The sequence below is a fragment of the Nonomuraea sp. NPDC000554 genome, from assembly GCF_040300065.1.
In the GTDB taxonomy this organism is placed as follows: Bacteria; Actinomycetota; Actinomycetes; order Streptosporangiales; family Streptosporangiaceae; genus Nonomuraea.
In genome coordinates, this window is sequence record NZ_JBEPDC010000010.1 from 18,594 (window position 1) to 34,917 (window position 16,324).

Consider the following 16,324-nt stretch of genomic DNA (forward strand, 5'->3'; position numbering starts at 1 on the left):
CGAGGAGCCCCGTGCCCGTCCGCGCCGCGACCGCCGCAGACATCCCGGCTAGCCCTTGGGACGCTGCTGGAGGGAGGCGGCGAGCTCGGCCAGTTCCGGCCAGTCGGCGGTGCCCGTGACCACGAGGGTGACGTCGGGCAGGGCGCGGACCAGCGTGCGCTGGTTCTTGTCCTCGCGGAAGCGCCGTTCCCACGGCTGGCCGTTGATCTGCTCGGTGCCCACCGCCTTGTCGGAGTTGGCCATCCGGCTGGCGAACTCGGCCGGCGGCTTCTCGTCGCTCTGCACGAACATGGCGTGCTGCCTCTTGGTGGTGGCGTACCCGAGGTAGAGGACCTGGGCGCCGTTCTGGCCCTTGGCGATCTTGTTACTGTTGGGCACCCAGCCAGCCGGGTCCTTGGCGGGGGCCCAGACCTGGTACGGCACGGCGTGGCCGAAGTTGGCGACGGTGATGGAGTAGTCGAGCCTGGGGATGTGCTCCTCGCGGCTCTGCGGGGTGATCAGCAGGAAGAGCGCCGCCGCCGCCAGGCAGACGAACAGGGCTACCGCGTAGCCGTAGAAACCTTGGGTGAACCGTCGCACACCTGGCGAGATTACCGGCTGGTGGCACCGCCTGCCGAAGTGGAGGGCCGGATCTGGCCGATGATGGCGAGGACGTCCTCGGCCAGGCCGCGATCGCCCGAGAGCGTCACCTCCGAGACCGCCGCCGCGAGGGCGCCCGTGAGGACGACGACGAGCGCGCTCTCGTCCTCTTCGAAGAGGGCGGCGTTGCGCTGGGCCCACGTGCGGAGCCTGTCGCGCATGACGACCTCGAAGCCGGGAGGACCGTCGCCCCTCAGGAAGAGGGCGGCGAGCTCGCGTTCCTCCAGGCAGCCGTCGAGGTAGGCGCGGGCGGCGCTGATGAAGACCCGCATCGGGTCGCTCTCCCCGGCGGCGCGCGCCTGGCGGGCGGCCTGCTTGGTGCGCTGCGACTGTCTGGCCTGGAACTCCTCGAACAGCGTGAGGTAGAGGTCGGCCTTGCCGGAGAAGTGGTGGTAAAGGCTGCCGACGCTGGCCTCGGCCCTGGCCACGACGTCCGTCACACCCGCTTCCGCGAAGCCCCTGGAGACGAAGACGTCCCTGGCGGCGGTGAGAAGCGCCGCGCGCGTGGCGGCGCCCCGCTCGGACGTGCGCGGCACTGTCACCGGCTGTTCCTCTTCGCTCATTCGATCTCCTCCATGGCGCCGCCCTGCCGCGCGGGGGCGGATTCCCCCTGTTCGGCGCCCCCGTGACAGCGCGCCGGAAGGGGAGTGCGGCAAGGGAGGCACATTATCCTCCGCTGATCGGGGATAGAGGGACAACTACCATCGAGACAGTTGTCCACGAGGAGGCCTCACGCATGTCCGATCAGACGTCCGTACCCGCAGCCCTGGCCACGGGCGAGCACGCCCCTGATCGAAACCTCGCCCTTGAACTGGTCCGCGTCACCGAGGCGGCCGCGATGGCGGCCGCGCGCTGGGTCGGCAGGGGCGACAAGAACGGGGCCGACGGCGCCGCGGTGAACGCGATGCGACAGTTGATCAACACGGTGTCCATGAACGGCGTGGTGGTGATCGGCGAGGGTGAGAAGGACCACGCGCCGATGCTCTTCAACGGCGAGCAGGTCGGCGACGGCAGCGGGCCCGACTGCGACGTGGCCGTCGACCCGATCGACGGCACCCGGCTGACCGCGCTCGGCATGCCCGACGCGGTGTCGGTGATCGCGGTGAGCGAGCGCGGCTCGATGTACGACCCGTCCGCGGTGTTCTACATGGAGAAGCTGGTGACGGGGGCCGACGCGGCCGACGTGGTGGACATCAACGCGCCGGTGTCCGCGAACATCAACGCGGTGGCCAGGGCGAAGGGGATCTCGGCGGCGGACGTCACGGTCGTCGTCCTGGACCGTCCGCGGCACGAGCGGCTGGTGAAGGAGATCAGGGAGACGGGCGCGCGGATCAAGTTCATTCCCGACGGCGACGTGGCCGGCGCGATCATGGCCGCACGCGCCGGCACCGGCATCGACCTGATGCTGGGCATCGGCGGCACGCCCGAGGGCATCGTGGCCGCGTGCGCGCTCAAGTGCCTCGGCGGCGTGATCCAGGGCAAGCTGTGGCCGCGCGACGACGCCGAGCGGCGCAAGGCGCTGGACGCCGGGCACGACCTGGACCAGGTGCTCACCACCAACGACCTGGTCAGCTCCGACGACGTGTTCTTCGCCGCCACCGGCATCACGCAGGGCGAGCTCATGCAGGGCGTCCGCTTCCGGGCGGGGGTCGCGGTGACGCACTCGCTGGTGATGCGGGGGCGTTCGGGCACGATCCGCAAGGTCGAGAGCGAGCACCAGCTCTGGAAGCTGCGCGCCTACAGCGCGATCAACTTCGACACCGCGGGTTAGTCAACGGCGGCTCAGCGCGGGGCAGTTCAGCGCGGGGCAGCTCAGCGCGGGCCGGCTCAGCGGGGTGGCTCAGCGGCGGCGTTTGCGGCGCGGGGGCTCCTTGACCTTGACGTCGCCCGCGAAGTTCGTGGTGCGGACCTCCACCACGGGCGCGTCGGGCCCGGCCGGCTGCTTGGTGAGCCGGACGGTGTTGCCCTTCGCGACGCGGATCACCTCGAGCCCCTCCGGCACGTGGATCTCCAGCCCGCCGAAGACCAGCGTGGCGTTGATGACGATGCGCCGGTTCTGCAGGATCGCGTCGCGGAAGTCGAGCTTGGTCGTGCCGAACATGGCGGTCACGTCCAGCTCGGCGGGCACCACCCAGCGCCCGCCGCGCTGCTCCTGCTTGAAGAACGCCGACACGGGCCGCCCGTCGAGGTTCAGCGGTTGCTGGTCGGCGGGCAGCAGGTCGGCGGTCAGCTGGGCCAGCTCGCCGAGCGTGCGCGCGGAGAAGACCACGCCGAGCCGCTCTTCCAGCTCGTCCAGGGTGAGCCGCCCGTCGGCGTGCGCGTCCTGGAGCACCTGGGCGATGCGCTCCCTGTCGGCGTCGGACGCGCGCAGCTCGTGCGGCTGCGGCCCTTCGCTCTGCTTGGGGCGGCGCGCCGAGACCCACTCCTCGGCCAGCCGCTCTCCGACCTCCTGCAAGCGAGGCAACCAGGATCCTGCGCGCTCATTCACGCTTTCGACGATATCCGGCAACCGGGGAATTCGCTCCTCCCTGGGGACCCGTATCACCTGATTCGCCCGAGCAACCCGGCGATCTCCCTGGCCAGTTTCTCGTCCACCTCGGCGTGGCGGTTCAGCAGCCGGTACCACATGGCCCCGAAGACCACGTCGACCGCCAGGTCCAGGTCCAGGTCGGCGGGCAGCGCCCCGCGGGCGAGCACCGTGCGCAGGGCCTGTCTGCGCGGCCCTATCAGCCTGGCTCTCAGCTCCGCCGCGAATTTCTCGTCGGCCTGCGCGTCGGCCATGAGCCCGACGACCACGCGTCCGGCTACGCCGTGGGCCGCCCCGAACGTCTCTTCCAGGAAGGCCACCAGGTCGGCGTGCGGGTCGCCGCTCTCGGGGGGCGGTTGCAGCTCCGGCCCCACCAGCTCGGCGATCGCTTCGAGCAGCACCTCCGCCTTGCTCTGCCACCAGCGGTAGAGCGTCTGCCTGCCAGTGCCGGCCGCCTCGGCGATGCCCTTGAGCGTGACGTCCTGGTAGCCGTCGCGCTCGACAAGCGCCAGCGCCGCCTCCAGAATCGCCCGCCTGGCCTCTTCACTGCGCGGTCTCCCTGCCATGCGCGCCACTTTACAAGACACAGTGCCTCGTTTTATGGTTTCGAGGCAAGATGTCTCGAAATAGGAGAACGACATGCGTGTTGTGATCGTGGGCGGTACCACGGGCATCGGCCTGGAAACGGCGTCCCTGCTGGCCGGGTCGGGCGCCGAGGTCGTCATCACCGGGCGCTCGCCCGAGCGCGTGGAGCAGGCGCTGAAGCAGCTCGGCGACCGCGCGTCCGGCGAGGCCGTCGACGCGTGCGACAGCGCGGCGATGCGGGCCTTCTTCGCCAGGATCGGCGAGATCGACCACGTGGTGATCACCGTCACGGGCCGCGGTGGCGCGGGCCCCCTGCGCACGCTGACGGCGGACGCGATCGCCCAGGCCGCCGCCGGCAAGCTGATCCCGCACCTGCTCACCGCACAGGCCGCGCTCGACGTGCTCGCCCCCACCGGGTCGATCACGTTCGTGACGGCCGCGTCGGCGGGCGCCGCGCTGCCGGGCGTCGCCGCCCTGGCCGCGATCAACGGCGGCATCGAGTCCGCCGTGCCGGGGCTGGCCGTCGAGCTGGCGCCGCTGCGGGTGAACGCCGTTTCCCCCGGCGTGATCGACACCGAGTGGTGGTCCGTCCTGGACGAGGAGACCCGCGCGGCGGTCTTCGAGTCCTCGGCCGCCAGGGCGACGGTCGGCCGCGTCGGCACGGCGCACGACGTGGCGAGCACGATCGCCTTCCTGGTGAACAACTCGTTCGTCACCGGCACGGTGCTCACCGTCGACGGGGGAGGCAGGCTGAAGGCGTGAGAACGATCCTGATCACCGGAGCCACCGACGGGCTCGGCCGCGAGTTGGCTCGGCCTCTGACAGCCCCGGCCCGGTCGCCCGCTTGCGTTTCGGATGAACGCCGCAGGGTCGGCCGTCGGGGAGGAATCGAGCGGGAGGCTCGCCCGTTGGGTTGATCAGGAAGGCCGTGAAAGGGGGCGTGTCGTGCATCGAGCAGCATGGTGGGGACTCGGCGCGGTCGGCGCGGGTGTCACGGTGATCGTGAGCCTGGACCTGGTCAATCTCGACGAGGTCAACCCGCTGCGGCGGACCATCAGCGAGCACGGCCTCGGCGCGCAGGGCTGGATCTTCGCGCTGGGGGTGGGCCTGCTGGCGGCCGGGTCCGCAGCCATCGGTCTGTCGATCATGCGTAGGCGGCTGGCCGGTCTGGCGGGCACCCTGGCCCTGATGGCGTGGAGTGCGGGGCTGTTCGTGACGGCGTCGTTCCCCAAGCACGACTGGTCGGTCGGGCCCAGCCTGAGCGGCGACATCCACCGGGTCGGCAGCCTGGTGGCGTTCCTCAGCCTGCCGGTGGCGGCGCTGGTCATCGCCCGCCCGTGGCGGCACGCGGGCAGGCGCGGGGCGTCGTGGGCGGCGTTCGGGTTCGGGCTCGGCTCGGTGCTGTGGGTGCTGGGGATCGCCGCGATGGTGCTGCTGGGGCCCGCAGCGGGCTGCCGTGGTGGCGGGTGATGCCCCTCGGCCTGGTCGAGCGCGGGCTGGCGGTCACGGAGATCGCGGCCCTGGTGGCACTGGGCGTGTGGTCAGCGCGACACCACCCCGCCGAACCCTGATCAGACCGCGCACGCGGCGGCTCCGGCAGCGCGTGGCCGCCGCGATCCGCCTCTCCGAACGCGTGTCACACGGCCTTCACTCAGTGTCCCCCGCTGCTGGCGTGGGGGCGTGTCGAAGCACTAACCTGACGGCGCCTCACGTTTGATTCCCCCCACCAGGAGGCCACCGTGCCGACCCCGCGTGACCGTCAGGCCCGCATCGCCACGTTCGTCGTCTACGCCGTCCAGGGTCTGTCGTTCGCGACGCTCCTCACGCAGGTCGCGAACCTCCAGAACAAGCACCACCTCGACGAGGGCACGCTCACGCTGCTGTTGCTGATCGTGCCGGTCTTCGCCGGGGTGGGCAGCGTGGCCGCGGGCACGTTCGCGGCGCGGCACGGCAGCATGCTACTGCTGCGCGTCGCCCAGCCGATCGTGGCGGTCGCCGTGGTGCTCGCCGGGCTCGCTCCGAGCGTGCCGCTGCTCGTGCCCGCCCTGCTGCTGTTCGGGCTGGCGGTCGGCGCGGTGGACGCCGGCATCAACATGCAGGGCGTCGCGGTCGAACGCCGGTACGGCAGGGCGGTGCTGAACGGCTTCCACTGCCTGTGGAGCGTCTTCAGCCTGGCCGGGGCGCTCTGGGCGGCGGCGGCGTCCTCGCTCCCGCTGAGCGTGATCATGGCGGTGCCGATGGTCCTGGCCGGGGCGGGCTCGCTCTACGCCGGGCCGAAGCTGTGCACCGTCGACGAGGAGAAGACGGAGACGGCCGTCGCGGCCACCGGCCACTTCCCGTGGAAGCCGATCATCCCGCTCTGCCTGGCGATGGGCTTCCTGTACATCGGCGACGCCGCGGTCTCCAACTTCAGCACCGTCTACATGGAGAAGATCCTTCTGGCCAACGCCGGGGTGGTACCGCTCGCCTACGCCGCCTACCAGGCCACCACGCTGGCCGTCAGGCTCGGCGGCGACCTCGCCGTCAGGACGTACGGACCGGCCTCGATCGTCAGGATCGGCGGGGCGATCGCCACGCTCGGATTCCTCGGCGTCGTGCTCGCCCCCAACCAGCCACTGGCCATCGTGGCGTTCGGGCTGACCGGCGTCGGCCTGTCGGTGGTCGCGCCGCAGTCGTTCTCCGCGGCCGGCAGGCTCGACCCGGCGGGCACCGGGGTGGCGATCGCCCGGGTCAACCTGTTCAACTACGTCGGCTTCATCGTGGGTGCGGCCCTGGTCGGCGGCATCGCGGACGCCACCGACATGCGGGTGGCGTTCGCCGCGCCGCTCCTGCTGGCGGGTGTGATCATCGCCCTCGCGCCGGGCTTCCAGCCGAAGCAGACAGCCGAACCGTCGGCCGCCTAACGGGCGGCCGGTCCCAGCATGGCGGCGGCCACGTCGTCGTCCGGTGGGTAGAGGAGCGCGCGGCCGACCACCAGACCGCGCACACCCGGCAGCCGCAGCGCTCGGTCGCGGTGAGGCCGAGCGCGCGTATCTCGGCGAGCACCCGCTCGGGTTCGAGCTGGTGCCCCCAGCCGGGCACCTCGCACACGCCTCAGGAGATGGGGGCTCCCGCGAGCTTCATCGCGTCACCTCCGCGACCTCGACGGGACGTCCTTCGCGGCGCGACAGTTCGGCGGCCTCGGCGACGTAGAGGGCGGCCAGGGCGTCCTCTATGGAGCAGGGGCTCTCGTCGGCGCGCAGGAAGGAGTCGATCTCGGCAACGTAGGCGTCGGCGAACCGGGTGACGAAGTCGGGCCAGGGCTCGCCGGTCGGCCGGAGGCCCTCGGTGGCGTGCAGCGGGGCGCGCGGGCCCAGGCCGACCGCCCAGGTGCCCTTGGTTCCCGCCAGCTCCATCCGCACGTCGTAGCCCGCGCCGTTGTAGCGGGAGCCCTGGAGCGTGGCGAGGGTGCCGTCGTCGAGCGTCAGCAGCGCGGCGCTGGTGTCGACGTCGCCTGCCTGCCGGAAGAAGTCGGCGCCCCGGTTGGCGCCCGTCGCGTAGACCGAGACCACCTCGCGGCCCGTCACCCAGCGCAGGATGTCGAAGTCGTGGATGTGGCAGTCGCGGTAGATGCCGCCGGACATCGGGATGTACTCGGCGGGCGGTGGCGCGGGGTCGGCGGTGAGCAGGTGGACGCGGTGCAGCTCCCCCAGCTCGCCGCCGCCCAGGGCGACGGCCGCCTGGACGTAGCCCGCGTCGAACCTGCGCTGGAAGCCGATCTGCACGAAGGTGCCCGCGCCGGCTTCCAGCACCTCGATGGTCTCGCGGACGCCGCCGGCCACGGGCTTCTCGCAGAACACCTTGACGCCCAGCTTGCAGGCCCTGGTCAGGAGCTCGGCGTGGGTGCTGGTCGGGGTGGCGATGACCACGGCGTCCGCGTCGAAGGGGTCACCGGGCCGGCCGTGCGGCGAGGTGCGCACGGGGTCGGCCACGATCAGCTCGTCCACCAGCGGATGTGCGGCCAGGGTGGCGGCGTGAAACGCCCCGATCCTGCCCAAGCCCAGCAGTCCCACGCGCATGGCGCCTCCAAACGGGGGTGGAGATTCTTTCTAGGTGACGCGTTTGGCTTCAGTCAATATTTTGTCCTGACATTCTGACCTTTAAGCCTCGGACGGCCTCCGTCTTTCGCAGCAGGAAGGTTCGCGGGAGGAGCGGAGACCGCAGTAGTGGAGGCCGCGGAAGGAGGAGCCGTGAGGCGGGAGGCCGCGGGAGTGCGCAGGGAGGCCGTTCTGGTCTTCAAGGCTCGGATCGCCTCTGTCGTCCGGTGGGCGGGGAGGCGGGCGAAGCCGACCACGACGGCCGGAGGCCCGGGTGTGAAGCGCATCGGGCCGAGCGGCTCCGCGGCCAGCCCGAGCGCCTGGGCGTGCGCCACCACCTGGCCCTCGTCCCAGCCGTCCGGCAGGTCCAGGTAGGCGTGCAGGCCCGCCTCGATGCCGCGGACCCGCACCTCGGGAAGGTGCTCGGCCAGCGCCCTGACAAGGGAGTCCCGGCGGCGACGGTACTCCCTGCGCATGCGGCGCAGGTGCCGGTCGTAGGCGCCGGTACGCAGGAAGCGGGCGAGCGCGTACTGCTCGATGACCGGCGAGCCGAGGTCCAGCTCGCTCCTCGCCCGGCGGATGGCGTCCGCGAGGTCGGCGGGGGCGGCCACCCAGCCCAGCCTGAGCCCGGGGGCGAGCGCCTTGCTCACGCTGCCGGAGAGCACCACCCGGTCAGGGGCGAGACCCTGCAGGCAGCCGACGGGGTCGCGGTCGAAGCGGAACTCGGCGTCGTAGTCGTCCTCCAGGATCGTGGCCCGGCCGGCCGCGGCCCACTCCATGAGGGCGGCGCGGCGGGCCGGCGACAGGACCACGCCGGTCGGGTACTGATGGGCCGGGGTGACGAGCGCCGCGTCGGCGGGGCCGAGCGCGGCCACGTCCAGGCCCTCATCGTCGACGGGCACCGGCACCAGCTCGGCGCCGGACCTGAGGAGCAGCGGCACCTGGCGGTGGCTGCCCGGGTCCTCGACGGCCAGTCGCAGCGGCCCCTGCTGCGCGAGGACGTGCAGCACCAGGCTCAGCCCCTGCGCCACCCCGCCGACGATCACCAGGTTCTCCGCCCGGACGTCCGCGGCCCTGACCCGCCGCAGGTACCCGGCCAGCTCCTCGCGCAGCTCCGGAACGCCTCCGGGGTCGCCGTAGTCGAGCGCGTCCGACGGCATCGTGGCCAGGACGTGGCGCAGCGCGGCCAGCCACCGCTCCCTCGGGAACCCCCCGAGGTCGGGCGAGGTGGGCCGGTGCCCGTAGTAGGGCGCGCACGCCGTCGCGGGCGGCTCGGCGAGGGGATCGGGCTCGGGGACGTCGCGGGCGGCGGCCGGGGCCACGTGGGTGCCGTGACCGACGCGGGAGATCAGGAAGCCTTCCGCCACGAGCTGCTCGTACGCCTCGACCACCACTCCCCTGGACACCTGGAGGTCGGCGGCGAGCTCGCGACTGGCGGGCAGGCGGGTGCCGGGTTCGAGCCGCCCCCGGCGGATCGCCGCCCGCAGCTCGGACGCGATCTGCCCAGCGATCCCCCCTCGCTCCCGGTCTATCGGCACGTGGAGGTCGCCCACATTGGCCCCCCTTAATATCACGCTATTGGACCCTTTATGGGAACCATTGTCTCCCTAGCATCCTTGCCATGAGAAACGGAGTCGCCGACACAGCCACGCCCCCCGGGCTCGCCGCGGTCAACGGGAACGGAGCCGCCGGCGCGGCGACCGCCATGTTCATCGTCGGGACGCTGGCGGGCGTGTCGGGACTGATCAAGGACTACCCGCTGTACGGCGGGCAGTTGGTGCGCTACCTGGTGGCCTCGGCCATCCTGCTCGCCGTCACCCGGGCGCTCGGCCTGCGCTTCGTCCGGCTGACCTGGCGCGAGGGCCTGCTGCTCGGCGCGCTGGCGTTGCTCGGCCTGGCCCTGTTCAACGTCTGCGTGGTCGAGTCGACCCGCGCGTCCGGCCCCGCCCTGGTCGGGACCGTGCTCGGCACCGTCCCGCTGGGCCTGGCGCTGTTCGGCGGCCGGCCCGCGCCCCGGCTGCTGATCGGGGCGGCCGTGGTGGTGGCGGGCGGGACGCTGGCCACCGGGCTCGGCACCGGCAACCTGCCCGGCCTGCTGTGGGCGCTCGGCGCCTGGATCGGGGAGATCAGCTTCTCCATGCTGGCCATCCCGCTGCTGCCGAAGCTGGGCCCGATCCGGGTATCGGCGTACTCGACGGCGCTGGCCGGGCCGATGCTGGCGGCCATCGGGCTGGTGCAGGAGGGCCCGGGCATGTTCAGGGTGCCGACGGCCGCCGAGGCGCTCGGCTTCGGCTACCTGGCGGTCGTGGTCACGGTGGTGGCCTTCTTCCTCTGGTACTCCTCGCTGCCCAGGCTCGGCCCGGGGCGCGCGGGCCTGTTCGCCGGGCTCATCCCGGTGGGGGCGATCGTCACCGGCCTGGTGCTCGGCGTCGCCACGCCGTCCGCGTACGACCTGCTGGGCGCGGCCCTGGTGATCGCGGGCATCCTGGTCGGTCTGAGCGCGTCCCGTGCCCGGAGGCCGGTCGGAGACGGGAGGGGGCGGCGGGACGCGTAATCTCTAGGAGACCGAAAGGATGGACATGGGCGAGTTCGACTACAGCGACCTTCTTCCACTTGGGGCCGACGACACGGAGTATCGGCTGATCACGACGGAGGGGGTGCGGCGGGTCGAAGCGGCGGGGAGGACGTTCCTCGAGGTCGAGCCCGAGGTGTTGCGGCTGCTCACCGAGACGGCGATCCACGACATCTCGCACTTCCTGCGCTCCTCGCACCTCGCCCAGCTCCGCAAGATCGTCGATGACCCCGAGTCCAGCGGCAACGACCGTTTCGTCGCCCTCGACCTGCTCAAGAACGCCTCGATCTCGGCCGGCGGCGTGCTGCCCATGTGCCAGGACACCGGCACCGCGATCGTCATGGGCAAGCGCGGCCGGCACGTCCTGACCGACGGCCGCGACGCCGAGCACGTCTCGCGCGGCGTCTACGACGCCTACACCAGGCTGAACCTGCGCTACTCCCAGATGGCCCCGCTGACCATGTGGGAGGAGAAGAACACGGGCTCCAACCTGCCCGCCCAGATCGAGCTCTACGCCGAGGACCCGCACGGCCACCCCGACGAGTACAAGCTGCTGTTCATGGCCAAGGGCGGCGGTTCGGCCAACAAGTCGTTCCTGTACCAGGAGACCAAGGCCGTGCTGAACGAGAAGCGGATGCTGGCCTTCCTGGAGGAGAAGATCCGCTCGCTCGGCACCGCCGCCTGCCCGCCGTACCACCTGGCGGTCGTCGTGGGCGGCACGTCCGCCGAGTACGCGCTGAAGACGGCCAAGTACGCCAGCGCCCGCTATCTCGACTCGATCCCCACGTCCGGCTCGGCGTCCGCGCACGGGTTCCGCGACCTGGAGATGGAGGCCAAGGTGTTCGAGCTGACGCAGAAGCTCGGCATCGGGGCGCAGTTCGGCGGCAAGTACTTCTGCCACGACGTGCGGGTCATCCGGCTGCCCCGGCACGGCGCGTCCTGCCCGGTGGCGATCGCCGTGTCGTGCTCGGCCGACCGTCAGGCGCTGGCCAAGATCACGCCGGAGGGCGTCTTCCTGGAGAAGCTGGAGACGGACCCGGCGCGTTTCCTCCCGGAGACGACCGACGCTCACCTGTCGGACGACGTACTCCAGGTGGACCTCAACCGTCCCATGCCGGAGATCCTCGCCCAGTTGACGAAATATCCGGTCAAGACGCGGCTCTCCCTGAGCGGCCCGCTGGTCGTCGCCCGTGACATCGCGCACGCGAAGATCGCCGAGCTGCTCGACAACGGCGGCGAGATGCCCCAGTACCTGAAGGACCACCCGGTCTACTACGCGGGCCCCGCCAAGACGCCCGAGGGCTACGCGTCGGGCTCCTTCGGCCCCACCACGGCGGGTCGCATGGACTCCTACGTCGAACGTTTCCAGGCGGCGGGCGGCTCGATGGTCATGCTCGCCAAGGGCAACCGGTCGAAGCAGGTGACCCAGGCGTGCCAGCAGTACGGCGGCTTCTACCTGGGGAGCATCGGCGGCCCCGGCGCGCGGCTGGCGCAGGACTGCATCAAGAAGGTGGAGTTGCTGGAGTACCCGGAACTCGGCATGGAGGCGGTGTGGAAGATCGAGGTCGAGGACTTCCCCGCGTTCATCGTCGTCGACGACAAGGGCGACGACTTCTTCACCGACCGCACCGGCCCGGCGCTCTCGATCGGCCGTAGGTAGACGCGTAGGCAGACGGGGCTCCGGAGGGTGCCGGGTGGGCGATCGCGTCGCCCGGCACCGGCCGGTACCCGTCGATCAGCGACGGCCTCGCGCTCAGGCGGCGACCGGCGCCCGGTGCGGCGCGACGACGGTGCCGTCGGGCAGCAGCAGGCCGGTGTCCTCGAACAGCACGATGCCGTTGCACAGGAGGCTCCACCCCTGGTCAGGGTGGGACGAGACCACGTGCGACGCCTCACGGTCGGCGGAGTAGGCGGTCGGACAGGCGGGGGTGTGACTGCACATCGCGCACCTCACAGATGACGCTGGATTCCTAGAAGGGCAGCTTTCGCCCTGACGGCGTGCGGAGATCCAGAGTGGCCCCTGTCGGCTTCTGCGGCCGGCGGCGAACCTGTGTCTGGCGCATCTCATCACGTCCCTCAACGAAGTCTCGGCGGTCTTCGGTTCCTGTGACGCTTGTCCCCATTCTGACGCCGGCTACTGACACTTTGGCGGCTTCCCTGGGGGGCGGTTGACTTTCCTTACTCACCACCTTGCCCCCGCAGCCTTACCAGGTCCTTACAACTTGCTGACGAAATCCACGGATCCGTTTGTCAGTGACCTTGCCGCGCCCCGCGTACCCGCCCCGACCTGCGATTCGGCGAACTTCCCGCCCCGGAACGGCGTCCGCGCGGGCGGCCGTCGCCACCCGCGCGGACCCGGGACCTTACTGACAACCCCAGACTGCCCTGTCGTGGACCTAGGTCGCAAGACCGATGCAGTTGCAACCTAGTTGCAATAGTGTCGATGTCACAGAGATCGACTAGGAGGACACCATGGGGAAGTACACCCTTCCTGACATGCCCTACGACTACGCCGCGCTGGAGCCCGCCATCACCGGCGAGATCCTGGAGCTGCACCACGCCAAGCACCACGCCGCCTACGTCAAGGGCGCCAACGACACCCTGGACCGGCTCGCCGAGGCCCGCGACGGAGGCGACTTCGGCAACCTCGTGGGGCTGGAGAAGACGTTCGCGTTCAACCTGTCGGGCCACGTGCTGCACTCGATCTTCTGGGAAAACCTCTCACCCGACGGCGGCGACCGGCCCGACGGAGCACTGAGGGACGCCATCGACGAGCACTTCGGCACGTTCGAGGCGTTCCAGCGGCAGCTCACCACGGCCACGGCGTCGGTGCAGGGCTCCGGCTGGGGCGTACTGGCCTGGGAGCCGCTGAGCCGCAGGCTCGTCGTCGAGCAGGTCTACGACCACCACGGCAACATCGGCATGAACACCACTCCCCTGCTCGTATTCGACGCCTGGGAGCACGCCTACTACTTGCAGTACCGTAACGTGCGCCCGGACTATGTCGAGAAGCTGTGGGGCTTGGTCAACTGGACCGATGTGGCCAGGCGCTTTGCTGACGTGACGAGTCAGACGGGTTGACTTAAGTTCGCAACATTTTATCGGCCCCGCCTCTACTGGTCGGTTTACACAAATAGGTAAGCTGCCAGGCATGCGTGCGCCCTCCGGTTACCTACTCGCCGCGCGCTACCGGCTTTTGGAACCGGTTGGACGCGGCGGCATGGGCACCGTTTGGCGGGCGCACGACGAGCTGCTCGACCGCGACGTCGCGGTCAAGGAGGTGCGGCTGCCCGCCGTCCTCGACGAGGAGCTGCGCGCCGAGCTGTGCCACCGGACCGAGCGCGAGGGACGGGCCACCGCGATGGTCGCGCACCCCTCGGTCATCACCGTGTTCGACGTGGTCACCGAGGACGACCGGCCGTGGATCGTGATGGAGCTGCTCCAGGCCAGGTCCCTGGAGCAGCTCATCCAGGAGGGCGGCCCGCTGCACCCGCGCAAGGCCGCCGAGATCGGGCGGCAGATCCTCGGGGCGCTGCGCGCCGTCCACGCCAAGGGGATCCTGCACCGCGACGTGAAGCCCAGCAACGTGCTGGTGACGGAGGACCGCGCGGTGCTCACCGACTTCGGGCTGGCCGCGCTGGAGGGCGACGTCTCGATCACGCAGGCGGGCATCGTGCTCGGCTCGGCCGGGTACATCGCACCCGAGCGGGTCCTCGGCGCGAAAGCCAGCCCCGCGGCCGACCTGTGGTCGCTGGGCGCGACCCTCTACACCGCCGTGGAGGGGCGGGGCCTGCACGGGCGGCGCACGGCGGCCGCCGCGCTGGCCGCCCTGACGAGCGGCGAGCCGATCCCGATGACCAAGGCGGGCCCGCTCGCGCCGGTGCTCGACGCGCTGCTGCGCATCGACCCGCAGACGCGGCTCGACTCCGTCCGCGCCTCGCTGCTGCTCGCGCGGGTGGCGGCGGGTGGTTCCGCCGAGGAGCCGATGACCCCGCGCAAGCCTGCGCGGACGGCATCGGCGATCACGACGCCGTCGTTCGCCCGCAGGCCGTCGCACCGGGGCCTGCACCGGGCCGAGACCACCACGACGACGATGGCGGTGCCCGCGCCCCGGCAGGAACGCAAGCCGGGCGAGGGCGTCCACCGGAAGCGGGTCGAACCCAAGCCAACTCCGTCCACTTATGCCCGGTTCAAGGCGACGGTGATAAAGTTGTGCCTTCCGCGTAGGTTCTGGCCCAAGGACCTTCGCAAGCGAGGGTAAAGCACTTCCCAACCGAGAATCGATATCGTCGTCTCATGCCGGAACAGCAGAAACGCCTGCTCGCGGATCGCTACGAGCTGATCGCGCCGCTCGGTCGGGGGACCATGGGCACCGTGTGGCGCGCCCGCGACCGCGCCCTGGGGCGCGAGGTGGCGGTCAAGGAAATCCGCCAGGACCCTGGTCTGACCGAAGAGCAGCGCGTCGAACTGCGGGAACGGATGGTCCGCGAGGGGCGCCTCGCCGCACGGATCAGCCATCCGGCCGTCGCCGCCATCCACGACGTGATCATCCAGGACAACAGCCCGTGGATCATCATGGAGCTGATCGAGGCCCGCTCGCTGGAGCAGGTCATCGACGAGGAGGGGCCGCTGCCGCCCCGGCTGGTCGCGGAGATCGGCGTGGACCTGCTCGGCGCGTTGCGCGCGGCGCACGCGGCGGGCATCACGCACCGCGACGTGAAGCCGGGCAACGTGCTGATCACCGAGAACGGGCGCGTGGTGCTGACCGACTTCGGCATCGCCAAGGCCGAGGGCGACTCCAGGCTCACCAAGACCGGCATGGTCATCGGTTCCCCCGGGTACACGGCGCCCGAACGGGCCAGAGGCGAGTACACCGGGCCCGAGTCCGACATCTGGTCGCTGGGCGCGACGCTGTACTTCGCCGTCGAGGGGCGTCCCGCGTACGAGCGGGCCACGATCGCCGAGACGCTGGCGGCGCTGCTGAGCGAGAACGCCGACCCGCCCACCCAGGCCGGCCAGCTGCGGCCGGTCCTGACCGGGCTGCTGAACAAGGACTACCGGCAACGGCTGGGCGCCGCCCAGGCCGAGACCATGCTGCGGATGGTCGCCGACACGCCCACGAGCGAGATGCCGGTGATCAACATCGAGGCATCGAACAAGCAGGAGCCACCCGTGCCCAACGCGAAGGACGCGGCGCCCGGCGTCCCGTCCTCCCCCGCTTCCAAGGGCGGCCCCACCGCCGCTGCCGGCCCGACGAGGGGCTCCCGGCCACCCACGCCCGGCAACCGGCCACCCGCGGCAGGCCCCCAGGGCGCCGCGCCCGCCGCCCAGGGCGGCAGTGGCGTGCCCCGCGCCGGGGCGTTCGGCTCGGCGCCGTCGAGCGGCGCTCCCGCCGGTGCGTTCGGCCCAGCCCAGGGGGGCGTGTCCCCCGCCGGGGCGTTCGCCCCTGGGTCCGCTCCCCAGCCGTACGACCCCGAGCAGACGATCACCGTGGCGCGTCCCAAGACGCCCATCCCGAAGGGAATGGGCCAGCGCGGCGCGCCGCCCCAGTCGGCGCCCCCGAAGGCAAGTCCGCCCCAGCCGGCGCCCCCGCAGGCGAGTCCGCCCCAGCCGCCGCCTCAGCAGTGGACGGGCGACGAGGCGGCCGTCACCACCAGGCGCGTGCAGCTGCCGCAGAACGGGTCGCCGGGCCAGCAGGTCTACCCGCTGCCCGCGCCGCCGATGTCGCCTCCCATGCCGCAGCCGATGATGCCCGACCTGCCCGTCCCGAAGGGCCTGGGAACCGACCTGTTCGCCATCGCCGGGCAGCCGGAGCAGCGCGACGGCGGCAACCGCAACGGCATGCTCGTGCTGATGGGCGTGGCGGCGGGCGCGGCCGTGGTGATCGCCATCCTCATCGTGGCGGTCATTTCCAGCTGATCCACC

General features: G+C 71.4%; 17 protein-coding genes. 9 read left to right on the forward strand and 8 right to left on the reverse strand.

Going from position 1 to position 16,324, the window contains the following annotated elements:
- Nucleotides 1-48: 48 nt before the first annotated feature.
- Complete coding sequence (locus ABT294_RS19975) at nt 49-579, reverse strand: DUF4245 domain-containing protein (RefSeq protein WP_350807497.1); 531 nt, start codon at nt 577-579, stop codon at nt 49-51.
- A gap of 11 nt (nt 580-590) precedes the next feature.
- Nucleotides 591-1,202, reverse strand: coding sequence for a TetR/AcrR family transcriptional regulator (locus tag ABT294_RS19980; protein ID WP_350807498.1), 612 nt, complete (start codon nt 1,200-1,202; stop codon nt 591-593).
- Nucleotides 1,203-1,375: 173 nt separating this feature from the next.
- Here ABT294_RS19980 and glpX point away from each other — a divergent pair, with 173 nt between their 5' ends.
- Nucleotides 1,376-2,410 (forward strand): class II fructose-bisphosphatase, encoded by a 1,035-nt coding sequence (glpX, locus tag ABT294_RS19985; protein WP_350807499.1) that lies wholly within the window; start codon nt 1,376-1,378, stop codon nt 2,408-2,410.
- A gap of 69 nt (nt 2,411-2,479) precedes the next feature.
- On the opposite strand, the gene ABT294_RS19990 is transcribed toward glpX, so the two are convergent.
- Nucleotides 2,480-3,103 carry a DUF1707 SHOCT-like domain-containing protein gene (locus tag ABT294_RS19990; RefSeq protein ID WP_350807500.1) on the reverse strand — a complete coding sequence of 208 codons (624 nt, stop codon included), beginning with the start codon at nt 3,101-3,103 and terminating at the stop codon, nt 2,480-2,482.
- A gap of 77 nt (nt 3,104-3,180) precedes the next feature.
- Complete coding sequence (locus ABT294_RS19995) at nt 3,181-3,732, reverse strand: TetR/AcrR family transcriptional regulator (protein ID WP_350807501.1); 552 nt, start codon at nt 3,730-3,732, stop codon at nt 3,181-3,183.
- 73 nt (nt 3,733-3,805) lie between these two features.
- Here ABT294_RS19995 and ABT294_RS20000 point away from each other — a divergent pair, with 73 nt between their 5' ends.
- The 3 genes from ABT294_RS20000 to ABT294_RS20010 all read left to right on the forward strand — a co-directional run bounded on the left by ABT294_RS20000 (nt 3,806) and on the right by ABT294_RS20010 (nt 6,654).
- The gene (locus ABT294_RS20000; protein ID WP_350807502.1) at nt 3,806-4,513 is read left to right on the forward strand and encodes an SDR family oxidoreductase; all 708 of its coding nucleotides are present in this window, start codon (nt 3,806-3,808) and stop codon (nt 4,511-4,513) included.
- Nucleotides 4,514-4,696: 183 nt separating this feature from the next.
- Nucleotides 4,697-5,221: a DUF998 domain-containing protein gene (locus ABT294_RS20005; protein ID WP_350807503.1), complete on the forward strand. Its 525-nt coding sequence runs from the start codon at nt 4,697-4,699 to the stop codon at nt 5,219-5,221.
- 269 nt (nt 5,222-5,490) lie between these two features.
- Nucleotides 5,491-6,654, forward strand: a complete 1,164-nt coding sequence (locus tag ABT294_RS20010) for an MFS transporter (RefSeq protein WP_350807504.1) — start codon at nt 5,491-5,493, stop codon at nt 6,652-6,654.
- Here ABT294_RS20010 and ABT294_RS50850 read toward each other — a convergent pair.
- Genes ABT294_RS50850 through pdxR form a run of 3 tightly spaced genes read right to left on the reverse strand, consistent with a single transcriptional unit; the run spans nt 6,651 to nt 9,380 of the window.
- On the reverse strand, nt 6,651-6,839 hold the full coding sequence (locus ABT294_RS50850) for a Cgl0159 family (beta/alpha)8-fold protein (RefSeq protein WP_502912078.1): 189 nt from the start codon (nt 6,837-6,839) through the stop codon (nt 6,651-6,653). The genes ABT294_RS20010 and ABT294_RS50850 overlap by 4 nt on opposite strands.
- 31 nt (nt 6,840-6,870) lie before the next feature.
- Nucleotides 6,871-7,809: a Gfo/Idh/MocA family protein gene (locus ABT294_RS20020; protein ID WP_350807505.1), complete on the reverse strand. Its 939-nt coding sequence runs from the start codon at nt 7,807-7,809 to the stop codon at nt 6,871-6,873.
- 53 nt (nt 7,810-7,862) lie between these two features.
- Entirely contained in the window at nt 7,863-9,380 is a 1,518-nt protein-coding gene (pdxR, locus tag ABT294_RS20025; RefSeq protein ID WP_350807506.1) for a MocR-like pyridoxine biosynthesis transcription factor PdxR, read from the reverse strand.
- A 68-nt stretch (nt 9,381-9,448) separates the two neighbouring features.
- Here pdxR and ABT294_RS20030 point away from each other — a divergent pair, with 68 nt between their 5' ends.
- Together ABT294_RS20030 and ABT294_RS20035 are read left to right on the forward strand one after the other, a co-directional pair.
- Nucleotides 9,449-10,381 carry a DMT family transporter gene (locus ABT294_RS20030; RefSeq protein ID WP_350807507.1) on the forward strand — a complete coding sequence of 311 codons (933 nt, stop codon included), beginning with the start codon at nt 9,449-9,451 and terminating at the stop codon, nt 10,379-10,381.
- 25 nt (nt 10,382-10,406) lie between these two features.
- Entirely contained in the window at nt 10,407-12,059 is a 1,653-nt protein-coding gene (locus tag ABT294_RS20035) for a fumarate hydratase (RefSeq protein WP_350807801.1), read from the forward strand.
- 93 nt (nt 12,060-12,152) lie between these two features.
- On the opposite strand, the gene ABT294_RS20040 is transcribed toward ABT294_RS20035, so the two are convergent.
- Nucleotides 12,153-12,341 carry a DUF5999 family protein gene (locus tag ABT294_RS20040; protein ID WP_350807509.1) on the reverse strand — a complete coding sequence of 63 codons (189 nt, stop codon included), beginning with the start codon at nt 12,339-12,341 and terminating at the stop codon, nt 12,153-12,155.
- Nucleotides 12,342-12,871: 530 nt separating this feature from the next.
- On the opposite strand from ABT294_RS20040, the gene ABT294_RS20045 reads away from it, so the two are divergent.
- From ABT294_RS20045 to ABT294_RS20055, 3 genes are all read left to right on the forward strand, one after another.
- Entirely contained in the window at nt 12,872-13,480 is a 609-nt protein-coding gene (locus ABT294_RS20045; protein WP_350807511.1) for a superoxide dismutase, read from the forward strand.
- Nucleotides 13,481-13,550: 70 nt separating this feature from the next.
- Nucleotides 13,551-14,660, forward strand: coding sequence for a serine/threonine-protein kinase (locus tag ABT294_RS20050; RefSeq protein WP_350807512.1), 1,110 nt, complete (start codon nt 13,551-13,553; stop codon nt 14,658-14,660).
- Nucleotides 14,661-14,695: 35 nt separating this feature from the next.
- Nucleotides 14,696-16,318 carry a serine/threonine-protein kinase gene (locus tag ABT294_RS20055; RefSeq protein WP_350807513.1) on the forward strand — a complete coding sequence of 541 codons (1,623 nt, stop codon included), beginning with the start codon at nt 14,696-14,698 and terminating at the stop codon, nt 16,316-16,318.
- Nucleotides 16,319-16,324: the final 6 nt, after the last annotated feature.